Genomic DNA, 14532 nt, shown 5'->3' on the forward strand with positions numbered 1-14532 from the left:
TGACGTGACCACCCAGACCGCACCCCCGTCGCCGCCCGCCGCCGCGCCCACCGCCCGGAACGCGGCCGCGGCCCTGCTGCACGGCCCGGCCCGGCGCACCGCGCTGCTCACCGCGCTCTGCTTCGCGGTGATGTGCGCCGTCGGACTGCAGGGCTGGACCTCGGTGTCGCTCGGCGGCTTCGACCTCGGCATATTCGACCAGGGCGTGCGCGGCTACGCCCACTTCGGGCTGCCCGTCTCCACGCTGAAGAGCTACCACCACGAGTTCCCGCCCGGCTTCTCGCTGCTGGGCGACCACTTCTCGCCGGTCCTGGCGCTGCTCGCCCCGCTGTACTGGATCTGGGACGACCCGCGCTCGCTGATCATCGGGCAGTCGCTGCTGTTCGCGGCCGGGGTGCCGCTGATCCGGCGGATCGCCGCGCACGGCTTCGCCGCCGCCCCTCCGCGCACCGCCCGGCGGGCCGCCGACCTGGCCGGCCTGGTCCACGCCCTCGGCTGGCCGCTGCTGGTCGCCGCCCGGGTCGGCTTCCACGAGGTCGCCTTCGCGGTGCCGCTGACCCTGCTGATGCTGGAGCGCGGCCTGGCCCGCCGGTACGGCACGGTGGTGCTCGCCGCCGTCCTGCTGTGCTGCACCAAGGAGGACCTCGGCCTGATGGTCGGGGCGTACGGGCTGGTGCTGCTGCTGCGCACCCGCCGCACCGGGGACCGGGCGGGCCGCTTCACCGGCCTCGGGCTGCTGCTGGGCGGCCCGGTCGCCTCGGCGGTCGCCATCACGTGGCTGATCCCGGCGATGGGCGGGGAGCCGGGCTACTACTGGAACTACGCGGCGCTCGGCACGGACGGCGGGGACGCCCTGCGCCACCTGCTGCACAACCCGTTCCTGCTGGTGCAGACGGCCTTCGACCAGCCGCTCAAGCCGCTGCTGCTGCTCTGGCTGTTCGGGACGACGCTCCTGCTGCCGCTGCGCTCGGCCACCGTGCTGTGCGCGGTGCCGCTGCTGGCCGAGCGGATCCTGTCCAGCAACCCCAACCACTGGTCGATCGCCCGGCACTACGACTCGATGCTCTGGCCGATCCTGCTCACGGCCGCCGTCGAGGTGCTGGGCCGGCTGAGCAGCACCGAGCGGCCCGAGCGGAGCGTCCGGCGGGCGCGACGGCTGGGCCTCGGCGCGGCCGGCATCGCCCTGGTGGCCGCCGTGCCGATCGGGCTGGTGCAGCTGGCGGTGCCGTCCTCCTGGGAGGCCAAGCCGAGCGAGGCCGCGCTGGTGCGGGCGGCGGCGCTGATCCCGGACGGCGCCTCGGTGGAGGCCGACAACCAGATCGCGCCGCGGCTGACCGCCCGTACCGACGTGGTGCTGGTGGACGGCACGCCGCGCGGGCGCGAGTACGTGCTCACCCGGTCGAACAAGCGCTCCTTCCCGTTCGCCACGGACACCGAGCAGGCCGCGCGGATCCGGCTGCTGCTGGACCACGGGTACCGGCAGCTCTGGGCCGAGGACGGCGTGGTGCTGCTGCACCGGGAGAGCGGCGAGCCCGTGCCCGGCGAGCACGTGCCGGGGCCGGACAGCAAGCCGGTCCAGGACGTCGTCCCGTCCGACGTGGGGCACGACCTCTTCCGCGGCTGACGCCCGCCCCGGGGCCGGACGCGGCCGAGGGCCGGTCGGAGGAGTCCTCCGGCCGGCCCTCGGGCTGTGCTGGGGCGCGGGTCAGGGGCGGTCGGAGTAGGAACCGCTCTGGTACGAGCCCTGGGGCGGCACGGTGCCGTGGTGACCCGGCCGCCGGCCGTGCGGGTGCCGGGTCAGGTTGTAGCCGAGGACGCCCGCCAGCGCGGCCAGGAAGCCGCCGCCGATCGTCCAGTACCAGCGGCTGTTCCAGCCGGAGAACCAGCCGGTGTACCAGTGCTCCTCCTCCGCCACCGGGGCGGCCGCCTTGGCGGTGCTCGCACCGCCGCCGACCGGCGGGACCAGCGGGGCCTTCAGCTCCCCGCCCTCCGGCTGGGCGTTGTCGGAGCCGCCCTTGGCGGCGACGTGCAGCCGGACGGAGGTGGCCAGGCCGAGGTCCGGCTGCGGGACGTCGGTCACCGACAGCCGCACGTAGTAGGTGCCGGGAAGCGGGTCGCCGGACCACGGCTCGGCCCAGGTGCGGACCTCGCGCAGGGTGCAGTCGAGCGCCACCGAGGTGGCGTTCTGGTCGCCGGTGGCGTTCTGGGTGCCGGCGGTGCAGGCCTGGCGGCGGCGCAGCCCGTCGAAGACCTCGACGGACCAGGTCTGCGGGCCGTGCCGGTCGGTCGCCGGGGCCAGGTTGACGGTCAGCTTGACCGTCGGGGTCTGCCCCTCGGAGGCGCCGAACGCCCAGTACAGGTAGTCGCCGGTGGAGGCGGCGACCTCGGCGTCCTGGCCGGGGGAGAGGTTGACCGCCGTCAGGAAGGAGGTGCCGGCCTTGGTGGCCGGGGCCGGGGTGCCGCTCGCGCTGGCCGAGGGGGACGGCGCGGCCGAGGCTGCCGGGGCGCCCAGGGCGAGGGCGGGCAGCAGGGCGAGGGCGGCGAGGGCGCCGCGAATCGTCGTACGCATGGTCAGTTCTCCCGCCAGACGGCGATCCGCCAACGTGCGATCCAGCCGAACAGCAGGCCGAAGACCAGGCCGGCCAGGGTGAGGGTGAGCAGCAGGATCCAGCCGCGGCCGAGGCCCATCGCGGCGCCCTCGGGGGCGGGCGAGGAGGAGGTCAGGTCCACGGTCAGCTCCAGCGGCATGCCGGGGTCGGCCTGCACGCCGGCCTGCGGGGCCAGCGAGTTGCTGACGACCAGGCAGACGGTGGTGGTCGGCTTCTCCTTCGAGGAGCCCGAGGAGGAGGTCGGGCTCGCCGTGACGTAGCCCTTGGAGTCGTCGGTGGACCAGCGCAGGCCGGTGGAGATCACGTCGGTGCGGCTGCTGCCGGCGTCGGTGCCGCGGACCAGCTCCTGGCCGGTCGCGCTGGTGGCCTGCAGCAGGACGCCGTAGTCCCGGGCCGTCGGGCGGTCGAGTGCGACGCTGACGGAGGCGCGCAGCTCCTGGCCGGCCTTGACCGGGACCTTGTAGACGCGGTGCTCGGAGAACTTCTCGCGGTCGGTGTAGACGCCCGGGGCGAGCACCGGGGCGCTCTCGCACTTGTCGGTGCCGGCGGTCTTGACCGGGGTCACCGTGTAGGTGTCGTTGGAGCGGTCGACGAGCTGCTTCACCTTGTCGGTGAGCTGCTCCTGGGTGCGGACGTCGGTGTAGGTGCCGCCGGTCGCGTTGGCGATGCAGAGCAGCTGCTGGCGGGTCTTGTCGTCGTGGGCCAGACCGAGGGTGTCGACGACCAGGTGGATGCCCTGGGAGGCGAGTTCGCGGGCGACGTCACAGGGGTCGGGCGGGGTGCAGGTGTCCTCGCCGTCGGTGATCAGCACCACCCGGCGGGTGGTCTCGCCCTTGCCGAGGTCCTGGGCGGCGCCGCGCAGGGCCAGGCCGATCGGGGTCCAGCCGGTGGGCCGCAGGGTGGCGACCGCGGTCTTGGCCTCGACCTTGTTGGTCTTCCCGACCGGGAAGAGCTGCTTGGTGTCCTGGCAGCCGAGGTTCTTGTCGTTGCCGGGGTAGGTCGCGCCCAGCGTGCGGATGCCGAACTCGGTCTCCGCGGGCAGCGCGTCGATCACCTCGTTCAGCGACTGCTGGGCCACCGAGATGCGGCTCTTGCCCTGGATGTCGGTGGCGGTCATGGAGCCGCTGACGTCCAGGACGAGGTCGACCCGGGGGGCCTCCTTGGGGGCTGGGGCGGCGCCGGCTGATGGTTCGTCGGCGTGGGCGGGCAGGCCGAGGAGCAGCGAGGCGCCCGTTATCGCCAGGGCGGCCAGCAGGCTGCCGAGCCTGGTCTGTGGTCGTCGTCCGGTAGTCACCCGGCCGATCCTAGGGATCATCAGTTCGCCGTGGCGAAACGAGTCCGGACCGTGCGTCGGACCGCTCCGGCGTGAACTCCGGCACGGGGGCGGCGAATCGGCGCCCGCCCGGGCTTCGTGTGCGCGCGGTCGACCGGGCCGTCGGGGCAGGGCCGTGCGGGAGGGCCGCGGCCGCGCAGCGCCCGCCTCGGCGGTCCGGGCGGTGCTCGGCGGATGAATCCCGGCCCCCGGAACGGCTCTGAGCTGCTGCTTTAGCTGCTCACCGGCAGATGCGCCGTTTGCGAAGTGTCCGGTTTGTACATCGATATGTGCCGATTTGGACAATGCGCGTACCCGGACTGTTCGTTTGCGACACTGGTGCTTTCGCCGGGTACTGTCCCATCTTTGTTCGGTTGGTCCGCAATGACTCCCATCGGTGGTGTCGGGTGGCCAGCCGCCACCACACCCTCCCCCGTCTAGAAGGACCGCAGTTTTGGCCAGCAACACCCTTGGTGCGCGTCTGCTGCGACGCAAGCCCGTCTCGACACTGATCGCGGAGAGCGAGGGGCGCGACGCCCTTCCGGCCGGCGCGCCCGAGGAGGGCGGACGCTCCGGCATCCACCTGCGCCGCTCGATCGGCCTCTGGCAGCTCTCCTCGATCGGCATCGGCGCCACCATCGGCACCGGCATCTTCTTCGTGCTGAACACCGCGGTGCCCTCGGCCGGCCCGGCCGTGATCCTGTCCTTCGTGATCGCCGCGGTCACCGCCGGACTCACCGCGCTCTGCTACGCCGAGATGGCCTCCGCGATCCCGGTCTCCGGCTCCTCGTACTCCTACGCCTACGCCACCCTCGGCGAGGGCGTGGCCTTCGGCGTCGGCATCTGCCTGCTGATGGAGTACGGCGTCTCCGCCTCCGCGATCGCCGTCAGCTGGGCCGAGTACCTGAACAAGTTCCTCGACCTGGCCTTCGGGTTCAAGATCCCCGAGCAGCTCGCCGGCGCGCCGGACAGCACCCACTGGTTCAACCTGCCGGCGCTGCTGCTGGTCGCGATGGTCTGCGTCCTGCTGATCCGCGGCGTCAGCGAGTCGGTGAAGGTCAACGCGGCCATGGTCGCGATCAAGATCGTCATCCTGATGCTGTTCATCGGCGTGGCCCTGACCGGCTTCCACTCCGGCAACCTGACCCCGTTCATGCCGCTCGGCATCGGCGGCGTGCAGGTCGCCGCGTCCAGCATCTTCTTCTCCTTCATCGGCCTGGACGCCGTGTCCACCGCCGGTGAGGAGGTCAAGAACCCGCGCCGCACCCTGCCGCTGGCGATCATCATCTCGCTGGTCGTGGTGACCCTGCTCTACATCCTGGTCGCGCTGGCCGGCATCGGCGCCCAGCCCTGGAACAAGTTCGACGGCCAGGAGGCGGGCCTCGCCCAGATCCTCCAGGACATCACCGGCCAGAGCTGGCCCGCGATGGTCTTCGCGATCGGCGCGATCCTCTCGATCTTCAGCATCACCCTCGTGGTGATCTACGGCCAGACCCGCATCCTGTACTCGATGGGCCGCGACGGCATGCTGCCCAAGCGCTTCGCCCAGCTCTCCCCGCGCACCGGCACCCCGGTCTGGAACACCATCGTGGTCGGCCTCGGCGTGGGCGCGCTGGCCGCGTTCATCCCGCTGAACGTCCTGGCCGACATCACCAGCCTCGGGACGCTCATCGCCTTCTCGGTCGTCTCGATCGGCGTGATCGTGCTGCGCCGCACCCAGCCCGACCTGCCGCGCGGCTTCAAGGTGCCCGGCTACCCGGTCGTCCCGCTGGTCAGCGTCGCCTTCTGCATCTACCTGATCACCGGCCTGCACGCCGACACCTTCCGGGCCGGCGCGATCGCTCTCGCCGTCGCCGTGGTCGTGTACTTCGGCTACAGCATCAAGCACTCGCGCCTGGAGCAGGCCGAGGAACCGGCCGTCGCGGCCGACCAGACCGCCGGCTGACCCGCAGGCGAATCCGACGTGAAGGGCCGCCGACCGACTGGACACCCGGCGGCCCTTTTCGTGCCATCACCCGCCCAGTGCCCCACGCCATGGCGACAGGGCCGGGCCCACACCCATAACCTTCCACCATGGTGAGCACCCGCACGCCCGGCTACTCCCGCCCAGGCGGCCGCTTCACCGGCCGCCGCAGAACGCCGGCGCAGACCTTCGTGACCGAGACGTCGTCCAGACCCGGACGGCCGCCGAGAGGCTTCTCGGTCCGCCCCTTCCCCCGCCAGCGTGGCGAAAGCACCTTTCCGCCCACGCCCGAACGACTGAATCCCGCCGGACTCGCCTCGCTGCGGTCCGTCCAACTCCTCGGCTGCCTGATCGCCGCCGGCTGGGCCGCCGCCTTCCCGCTGGTCTCCGACCTGGCCAACCAGCGGCTGTGGGGCCTGATCGCGGCCCCCGCCTACGCCCTGGCCGGGCTGCTCTGCCTGACCCTGCCGCGGCGCTTCGCGGCCCACGCGGCCGCCGCGGTCGCCCTCGTCGGCGCCGTCCTCGTACCGCTCGGACTGCTCGCCCTGCACGGCCGCCACCAGTCCGAGGTCATGGTGGTCGAACGCTCGGCCCACCTGCTGCTCACCACCGGCGACGCCTACCTGCCCCACCCGGTGGTGGTCACCGACTACAACCCGTACCTGCCCGCGATGGCCCTGTTCGGGCTGCCGCGCCAAGTGCTCGGCGACTCCACCGCCTTCGCCAGGGTCGCCGGGGACGCCCGGATCTGGTTCGCGCTCACCTTCTTCGCCTGCCTGCTGGCCGCCTGGCGCCTGCTGCGGCCCTCCAGGGACCGCGCGCCGCTGCTGCCGCTGGCCGTCCTCACCGCCTCGCCGCTGATAGCGCTCGCCCTGGTGGTCGGCGGGGTGGACCTGCCGCTGATCGGCGTCTGCTGCCTGGCCATGGCGCTCGCCGAGCGGGACCGCACCGTCGGCGCCGGGCTGGTGCTCGCCCTCGCCTGCACCCTGAAGTGGACGGCCTGGCCCGCGCTGCCGGTCGCCGTCCTGCTGCTCTGGCGGCTGTACGGCCGCCGGCCCGCCGCCCGGACCGCACTGATCGGGGTCGGGGTGAGCACGGCGGTGATCCTGCCGTCCGTCCTGACCCAGGCGGACGCGCTGCGCGAACAGGTGGTGCGCTTCCCGCTCGGGATGACCGCGATCCGCACCCCGGCGGGCAGTCCGCTGCCCGGCAAGGTGCTGGCCGGCTTCGGGCCGACCGGGCACACCATCTCGCTGGCCCTGATGACCGTGGCCCTGGTCGGGGTGGCGATCTGGCTGCTGGCCCGGCCGCCGGTCTCCGCGATCGCCGCGGCCGACCTGCTGGCCGCCGGGCTGGCGATCGCCTTCATGCTCGCCCCGGCCGGGCGGTTCGGGTACCTCGCGCTGCCGGTGGTGCTGATGATCTGGCCCCGGCTGGCGGCCCGGCGCTGGAGCAGCCGGCGCCCCGCCCCGCCCGGCCGGGTGCCGGAGACGCCGGAGCCCGCCCTGCCGCGGAGCTGAGGCGGGGCGGGCTCGGGACGGAGGCCGCTAGCGGCCGGCGGCGGCCTTCAGGAGGGAGGCCACCGCCGGGCCGGCCGCGTCGACGCCGTGGCCGCCGCCCTGGACCTCGGCGGCCACCGCGATGTTGCCGCGGAAGGCGGTGAACCAGCTGTTGGTGGTGGACGCGCCCTGGACCTCGGCGGAGCCGGTCTTGGCGCCCGCGTTGTCGGTGATCCCGGCCATCACCTGGCTGGCCGTACCGCCGACCGCGGTGGCGTTCATCATCGCGCGCAGCTTGCCGGCGACGTCCGGCGAGATCTGGCGGGCCGCCGCCTGCTGCGGCAGACCGGCCACCAGGATCGGCTGCTTGAACGCCCCGCTCTGGACGGTGGCGGTGATCGAGGCGATGGCCAGCGGGTTCATCTGGACCTTGCCCTGGCCGATGTAGTTCATGGCCTGCTCGTCCTTGCTGCCCGGCGTCGGCGGAACCTTGCCGTCGGCGTTCGGCAGGCCGGTCTTCCACTCCAGGCCGATGCCGAACACGTCCTTGGCCGTGGCGGACAGCGTCTCCGGCTTGAGGCTGGTCAGACCCTGGTTGATGAAGGCGGTGTTGCAGGACACCATGAAGTCCTGCTGGAGCGTGTTGTTCGGGAACGCACCCGGGAAGTCGTTGGGGATCGGGACCGAGTTGCTGCTCTTCTCGGGGCAGGCCACCACGCTGTCCGGGTTGATCCCGGCCTCCAGCAGCGCCGCCGAGGTGACGATCTTCATCGTCGAACCCGGCGCGAGCAGCCCGGTGAAGGCCCGGTTCTGACCGTTGGCGGGCGAGTTGGCGAAGGCCAGCACCTGGCCGGTGCTCGGCTCGATGGCCACGATGGAGCCGGGCTTGCTGCCGAGGTCGGTCATCGCCTTCTCGGCGGCGGCCTGGACGGTGCTGTCGATGGTCACCTTGAACGGCTTGCCGGGCTTCGGCTCGACGATGGTGAAGAGCTTGTCCGCGGCGGCCTTGCCGGCCGGATCGTTGATCACCACGGCCTTGCCGGAGTCCTGGTCCCGGGTCGGGTCCGGCGGGAGCAGCTTCTGGGCGTTGTCCTGCACGGTGGCCATCAGTGCCGGGGTGAGCGAGGCCGCCTGCAGCGGCTTGCCGTTGCGGTCCACCACGGTGGACGGCGGGGCGAAGACCTGCTGGACGGCGATCGTCTCGTTGCCGGACAGGTGGGGGTGGATCACCGTCGGCGCCCAGTGCACGGCCGGGGTGTTGTCGCTCATCTTCACGACGCCCAGGAAGCCCTGGTAGTCCCAGGCCCGGTTGGTGCCCTCGAACTCGGCGCGGGCCTTGAAGCTCATCAGCGTGCCGGTGGGCCCGGGGGCGGCGGTGGCGGACGGCGAGTCGGTGGCGCCCGGGGTGCTGCCGGCCGACGGCGTCGCGGAGGCCCCGGCGGCGGGCTTGGCCGGGGCCGGGCTGCCGGTGGCCGCGGTGAAGACCTGCTGGGTGGTCGGACCGGTCGGGGTGAGGGTCAGCGCGCTCGGCTTCACCTGGTCACGGAAGGCGGTCAGCGCGGTGGTGGCCGCGGCCGGGTCGTCGGTCAGCGAGGCCGCCTTGGCGATGTCGCCGGACGCCCAGGCCGCCAGGAAGTCCTTCGCGCCGGCCGCCGCCTGATCGGCCGAGGGCGGTTCGGCGACCACCGTGCGGGGCTTGGCGCCGCCGGAGTCCGAGCCGCCCATCAGGCTGTACGCGGCGTAACCGCCGCCCGCGAGGACGACGATGGACACGCCGGTGATGATGCCGATCTTCGCGCCACTGCGCATGGTGCAGTTCCCCCAGGGGTCTCGCGGCCGGGCGCAACCGGCCGGAGCCGGAAACGCGTTACGCCCCCACCCTAGGCAGGCGGAATCGGTGCGCCGACGAAACGCCCGGGACTTGTGACGGATCTGGTACGTGTCGTGCACCGCATACGGACGATTCGGGGGGACGCGGTGTCGGCCGGAGCGCGCGGCCGGCCGTCCGGGGGGGCAAGCCCGGTGCTCAGATCCAGCTGTTGAACCACATCCGGCGGCGCCAGTCGTCCAGCGGGATGGTCTGGCCGGTGAAGAGCGGGTAGAAGAACAGGAAGTTCCAGACGATCAGCAGCACCAGCAGGCCGGCCGTCGCGGAGCCGATGATCCGGCGGTCCCGGGAGGCGCCGGGCGGGCCGATCAGGGCGCCGACCAGCATCGTCACCGCGAGCACCAGGAACGGGACGAAGACCACCGCGTAGAAGAGGAAGATCGTCCGCTGCTGGTAGGCGAACCACGGCAGGTAGCCCGCGGCCAGGCCGCACAGCAGCGCGCCGGCCCGCCAGTCCCGCCGGAACGCCCAGCGCCACAGGCAGTAGACCAGGGCCACCAGGGCCGTCCACCACAGCAGCGGGGTGCCGATGCCCAGCACCTCGCGGGCGCAGTCGGCGACGGTGCAGCCGGCCTGTCCCTGCTTGGCGGACTCGTAGTAGAAGGAGACCGGCCGGCCCAGCACCAGCCAGGACCAGGGGTTGGACTGGTAGGTGTGCGGGTCGCTCAGGTGGGTGTGGAACTCGTAGACCGTCGAGTGGTAGTGCCACAGGGCGCGCAGGCCCTCGGGTATCCACGGGAAGTCCGTGGAGCGACCGACCGCCCAGTCCCGGCCCCAGCCGCCCTTCCCCGGGGCGTTGCTGCTGGCGAACCAGCCCCACCAGGACGCGACGTAGACCGACAGCGAGACCACGACGACCGAGAAGAAGGCCGGCACCACGTCCCGGGCGAGCACCGCCCGGAACGGGTGCGGGGCGCCGGCCAGGCGGCGGGCGCCGACGTCCCAGAGCACGCTCATCAGGCCGAAGGCCGCCATCACGTACAGGCCGCTCCACTTGGTGGCGCAGGTCAGGCCGATGCAGACGCCGGCCGCGATCCGGTACGGGCGCCAGCCCAGGTTCACCCGCTGGGCGAGCCCGGCGTTCTCGACCCCGCCCAGCTTCCCGGCCAGCACGCCCCTGGTCCGGTCGCGGTCCAGCAGCAGGAAGCCGAAGGCGGCGACGATCCAGAACATCACCACCAGGTCGAGCAGGGCGGCCCGGCTGAGGACCAGGTGCAGGCCGTCCACCGAGAGCAGCAGGCCGGCCACGCAGCCCAGCAGGGTCGAGCGGAACATCCGGCGGGCGATCCGGGCCAGCATCAGCACCGACAGGGTGCCGAGCAGGGCCACCGCGAAGCGCCAGCCGAAGGGGTTCATGCCGAACAGCTGCTCGCCGAAGCCGATGATCCACTTGCCCACCGGCGGGTGCACCACGTACGAGGCCGTCTCCCGGTACGGGACGGCCGCGCCCGGCGTCATGATCGTCGTGTTGGCGTCCTCGGGCCAGCTGATCTCGTAGCCGCCCTGCCAGAGCGCGTACGCGTCCTTGGCGTAGTACGTCTCGTCGAAGATGATCGCGTTCGGCCGGCCCAGGTCGGTGAACCGCAGGAGCCCGGCGAACACCGCCACCGCGATCGGGCCCAGCCAGCCGGACCAGCGGCACAGGAAGTACCAGAGGCCCTGCGGCAGCGAGATGCCGAGCCGCAGCAGCAGCGGCGACTGCGGCACGTCGCGCGGGGTCACACCGGGGCCGTCCGGCATCGGCGGCACCAGGCGCTCGGCCAGTGGCACCGTCGGGCGGGCGCGGTAGCCGTGGCCGGCCAGCCGCTCGCGCCAGGTCGGCGCCGCGGGGGCGGCGACGGACTCCGCCGGGCGCGGGGACGGCAGGCCGACGCCGCCCCACGCGGAGTGGTCCGTACCGGTGGACGTCTGGGCCGCCGTGTCGCCGTTCATCCGCCACATCGTAGGCGCGCTCTTCGCACGGGCGTCCGCTCCCTCGGAAGCTGCCCGAATCATCACCAAAAGCCCCGCGCGGCGGCAGCTGGAAGGATGGGGGACGTGACAGGAGTTTTGGTTCTCGCAGGCACCCCCATCGGCGACGTCTCGGACGCCCCGCCCCGACTGGTCCACGAACTGGCCACGGCGGACGTCATCGCGGCCGAGGACACCCGCCGGCTGCGCCGGCTCACCCAGGCGCTCGGGGTGACCCCGGCCGGCCGGGTCGTCTCCTACTTCGAGGGCAACGAGGTCGGTCGCACCCCCGAACTCGTCGAAGCACTGACAGGCGGTGCCCGGGTGCTGCTGGTCACCGACGCCGGCATGCCCTCGGTCTCCGACCCCGGCTACCGGCTGGTCGCCGCGGCCGTCGAGGCGGACGTCAAGGTCACCGCGGTGCCCGGACCGTCCGCGGTGCTCACCGCGCTCGCGCTGTCCGGCCTCCCGGTCGACCGCTTCACCTTCGAGGGTTTCCTCCCGCGCAAGACCGGCGACCGGGCCCGGCAGCTCGCCTCGATCGCCGCCGAGCCGCGCACCATGGTCTTCTTCGAGGCGCCGCACCGCATCGCCGAGGCGCTGGCCGCGATGGCCGAGGCGTTCGGACCGGAACGCCCGGCCGCCGTCTGCCGCGAGCTCACCAAGACCTACGAGGAGGTCAAGCGCGGGCCGATCGGCGAGCTGGCGGCCTGGGCGGCCGACGGCGTCAAGGGCGAGATCACCGTCGTCGTCGCCGGCGCCCCGCCGGCCGCGCCGCAGGAGCTGACCCCGGCCGAGCTGGCCCGGCTGGTGGCCGTGCGCGAGGAGGCGGGGGAGCGGCGCAAGGAGGCCATCGCGGCAGTCGCGGTCGAGCTCTCGCTGCCCAAGCGCGAGGTGTTCGACGCCGTCGTGGCGGCCAAGAAGGAGGGCCTGGACCCGGGCCTGAAAAAGGGGTGAAATCCGGGGGTTGCGTTGCGCACGGGTAGTCGTACCTTGGAGGGAAGGCCCCGGTAAACGCCCGTGGAGCTGAAGTTTCGGTCGCGGTTTTCGGTCCCGGGGAGGCCCTTCGTATAGGGCTCCCCAACCCGCATCCAAGTCTTCACAAGTGGGGCGTCGGCCGAGGTGGTCCGGGCATTTCCTGGAAAGGAAAGACCCAGCCGGGCGAGCGCCCGGCGGGCGCTGGGAGACGGCTATGAGCGAGACGATCGGTAGCCCCCTGAGCACCGCGGGCCTGGCCGGCCGCGGGCACACTCCCGTCGAGACCGTACGGGAGGCCTACTCCTTCGCGTGCCTGCGCTGCGGGTACGGATGGGAGCAGGCGTACGACATCGAGCACCACGCGGCCAAGGACGGGCACGTCGTGTTCGAGTACCACGCCAACGGTGTCCGGGTGCCGTCCCCTCTCCTCAAGCCGACCTGCCCCGGGTGCGGTGGCCACACCGTCCGGATCATGCGCGAGGGCCGGGTGGCCTCCGCCGACCAGCTCTGGCACCACTCCCCCGGCTACCCGGCGCACGCCGAGCCGGCCGGGCCGCCCCCGGCGACCGAGCCCGCCAAGCCGCGCGGACGCTGGGCCCGGTTCTGGGCACGGCTCCTGGGCTGACGCCGCAGGGCAGGGACGGACCGCCCCCGACCGGGACGGAACTCGGTCGAGGGCGGTCCGCCCGCCCGACTAAGCTTTCCGACCATGGCGGCCACTGCAGACCACAGCACCACCGGGACGAGCGCCCCGGCGTACTACGTTTCCACCCCGATCTACTACGTCAACGATCGCCCGCACCTGGGCCACGCGTACACCACCGTGGCGGGCGACGTCCTCACCCGCTGGCACCGCCAGCGCGGCGAGAAGGTGTGGTACCTGACCGGCACCGACGAGCACGGTCAGAAGATCATGCGGACCGCCGAGGCGAACGGCGTCAGCCCGCAGGAGTGGTGCGACAAGCTGGTCGAGGAGGCCTGGAAGCCGCTCTGGGAGCACCTGGAGATCGCCAACGACGACTTCATCCGCACCACCCAGCAGCGCCACACCGACCGCGTGCAGGAGTTCGTCCAGGACCTGTACGACAAGGGCGAGATCTACAAGGGCGGCTACTCCGGCCCGTACTGCGTCGGCTGCGAGGAGTACAAGCTCCCCAACGAGCTGCTCGACGGCGCCACCGCGGACGAGAAGCTCTGCCCGATCCACAAGAAGCCGGTGGAGTGGCTGGAGGAGGAGAACTACTTCTTCCGGCTGTCGGCCTACGGCGAGAAGCTGCTGGAGTTCTACGCCGCGAACCCCGGCTTCATCGCCCCCGAGTCCGCCCGCAACGAGGTGCTGCGGTTCGTCGAGCAGGGCCTGCAGGACCTCTCGATCTCCCGCTCCACCTTCAACTGGGGCGTGCCGCTGCCCTGGGACGAGAAGCACGTCCTCTACGTGTGGGTCGACGCGCTGCAGAACTACATCACCGCGGCCGGCTACGGCAGCGACCCGGAGCGCTTCGCCGAGCTGTGGCCGGCCTCCGTCCACCTGGTCGGCAAGGACATCCTCCGCTTCCACGCCGTCATCTGGCCCGCCATGCTGATGGCGGCCGGCCTGCCGCTGCCCAAGCGCGTCGTGGCCAACGGCTGGCTGATGGTCGGCGGCGAGAAGATGTCCAAGTCCAACCTGACCGGCATCGCGCCCACCGACCTGACCTCGCACTTCGGCGTGGACGCGTACCGCTACTACTTCCTGCGGGCGATCCCGTTCGGCACGGACGGCTCGTTCTCCTGGGAGGACTTCACCGCCCGCTACACCTCCGAGCTCGCCAACGACTTCGGCAACCTGGCCTCCCGGGTCGCCGCGATGGTCGGCAAGTACTTCGACGGGGCGCTGCCCGCCGCCACCGCGCCCGGTGACGCCGAGCAGGCCGTCGCGGACGGGCTGGCCAAGGCCGTCGAGACGGCCGACCGGAAGATCGGCGAGGAGCTGGACTTCGCCGGCGGCCTGGCGGCGATCTTCGAGTTCGTCAAGCAGGTCAACGGCTACATCACCGAGCAGGAGCCCTGGAAGGTCGCCAAGGACGACTCGGAGGAGGGCCGGGCGCGCCTCGCGACCATCCTCTACACCGCCGCGGAGTCGCTGCGCGCCACCGCCGTCCTGCTCAACCCGGTGATGCCGTCCACCGCCGAGAAGCTGTGGGCCTCGCTCGGCGCCGACGCCGCCGGGCTGGGCGCGCTGTCCGCGCAGACCATCGCCACCGTGGCCGACTGGGGCCGGCTGCCCGCCGGCGCCACCGTCACCAAGGGCGAGATCCTCTTCCCGCGCCTCGAAGAGAAGCCGGCCGCCTGAC

At 72.5% G+C, this 14532-nt stretch carries 10 protein-coding genes; 6 read left to right on the forward strand and 4 right to left on the reverse strand.

What is annotated here, in order from left to right; all coding sequences use genetic code 11:
- Nucleotides 1-4 precede the first annotated feature (4 nt).
- Nucleotides 5-1624 (forward strand): DUF2079 domain-containing protein, encoded by a 1620-nt coding sequence (locus ABT048_RS36805; RefSeq protein WP_350525972.1) that lies wholly within the window; start codon nt 5-7, stop codon nt 1622-1624.
- A gap of 81 nt (nt 1625-1705) precedes the next feature.
- On the opposite strand, the gene ABT048_RS36810 is transcribed toward ABT048_RS36805, so the two are convergent.
- Entirely contained in the window at nt 1706-2569 is an 864-nt protein-coding gene (locus ABT048_RS36810; RefSeq protein WP_350525973.1) for a peptidase, read from the reverse strand.
- 2 nt (nt 2570-2571) lie between these two features.
- Entirely contained in the window at nt 2572-3903 is a 1332-nt protein-coding gene (locus tag ABT048_RS36815; RefSeq protein ID WP_396552462.1) for a VWA domain-containing protein, read from the reverse strand.
- A gap of 472 nt (nt 3904-4375) precedes the next feature.
- Here ABT048_RS36815 and ABT048_RS36820 point away from each other — a divergent pair, with 472 nt between their 5' ends.
- Together ABT048_RS36820 and ABT048_RS36825 are read left to right on the forward strand one after the other, a co-directional pair.
- Nucleotides 4376-5866 carry an amino acid permease gene (locus ABT048_RS36820; RefSeq protein ID WP_350525975.1) on the forward strand — a complete coding sequence of 497 codons (1491 nt, stop codon included), beginning with the start codon at nt 4376-4378 and terminating at the stop codon, nt 5864-5866.
- 128 nt (nt 5867-5994) lie between these two features.
- Nucleotides 5995-7404 (forward strand): glycosyltransferase 87 family protein, encoded by a 1410-nt coding sequence (locus tag ABT048_RS36825; protein WP_350525976.1) that lies wholly within the window; start codon nt 5995-5997, stop codon nt 7402-7404.
- A gap of 27 nt (nt 7405-7431) precedes the next feature.
- Here ABT048_RS36825 and ABT048_RS36830 read toward each other — a convergent pair whose 3' ends face one another.
- Together ABT048_RS36830 and ABT048_RS36835 are read right to left on the reverse strand one after the other, a co-directional pair.
- Nucleotides 7432-9192 carry a penicillin-binding transpeptidase domain-containing protein gene (locus tag ABT048_RS36830; RefSeq protein WP_350525977.1) on the reverse strand — a complete coding sequence of 587 codons (1761 nt, stop codon included), beginning with the start codon at nt 9190-9192 and terminating at the stop codon, nt 7432-7434.
- A 217-nt stretch (nt 9193-9409) separates the two neighbouring features.
- Nucleotides 9410-11212, reverse strand: coding sequence for a dolichyl-phosphate-mannose--protein mannosyltransferase (locus tag ABT048_RS36835; protein ID WP_350525978.1), 1803 nt, complete (start codon nt 11210-11212; stop codon nt 9410-9412).
- Between the two features lie 96 nt (nt 11213-11308).
- On the opposite strand from ABT048_RS36835, the gene rsmI reads away from it, so the two are divergent.
- From rsmI to metG, 3 genes are all read left to right on the forward strand, one after another.
- Nucleotides 11309-12178: a 16S rRNA (cytidine(1402)-2'-O)-methyltransferase gene (gene rsmI / locus ABT048_RS36840; RefSeq protein WP_350525979.1), complete on the forward strand. Its 870-nt coding sequence runs from the start codon at nt 11309-11311 to the stop codon at nt 12176-12178.
- A gap of 235 nt (nt 12179-12413) precedes the next feature.
- Complete coding sequence (locus ABT048_RS36845; protein ID WP_350525980.1) at nt 12414-12824, forward strand: hypothetical protein; 411 nt, start codon at nt 12414-12416, stop codon at nt 12822-12824.
- 84 nt (nt 12825-12908) lie between these two features.
- Complete coding sequence (gene metG / locus ABT048_RS36850) at nt 12909-14531, forward strand: methionine--tRNA ligase (protein ID WP_350525981.1); 1623 nt, start codon at nt 12909-12911, stop codon at nt 14529-14531.
- Nucleotide 14532 lies beyond the last annotated feature (1 nt).

The sequence above is a fragment of the Kitasatospora sp. NPDC096140 genome (assembly GCF_040303045.1).
Classification (GTDB): Bacteria; Actinomycetota; Actinomycetes; order Streptomycetales; family Streptomycetaceae; genus Kitasatospora.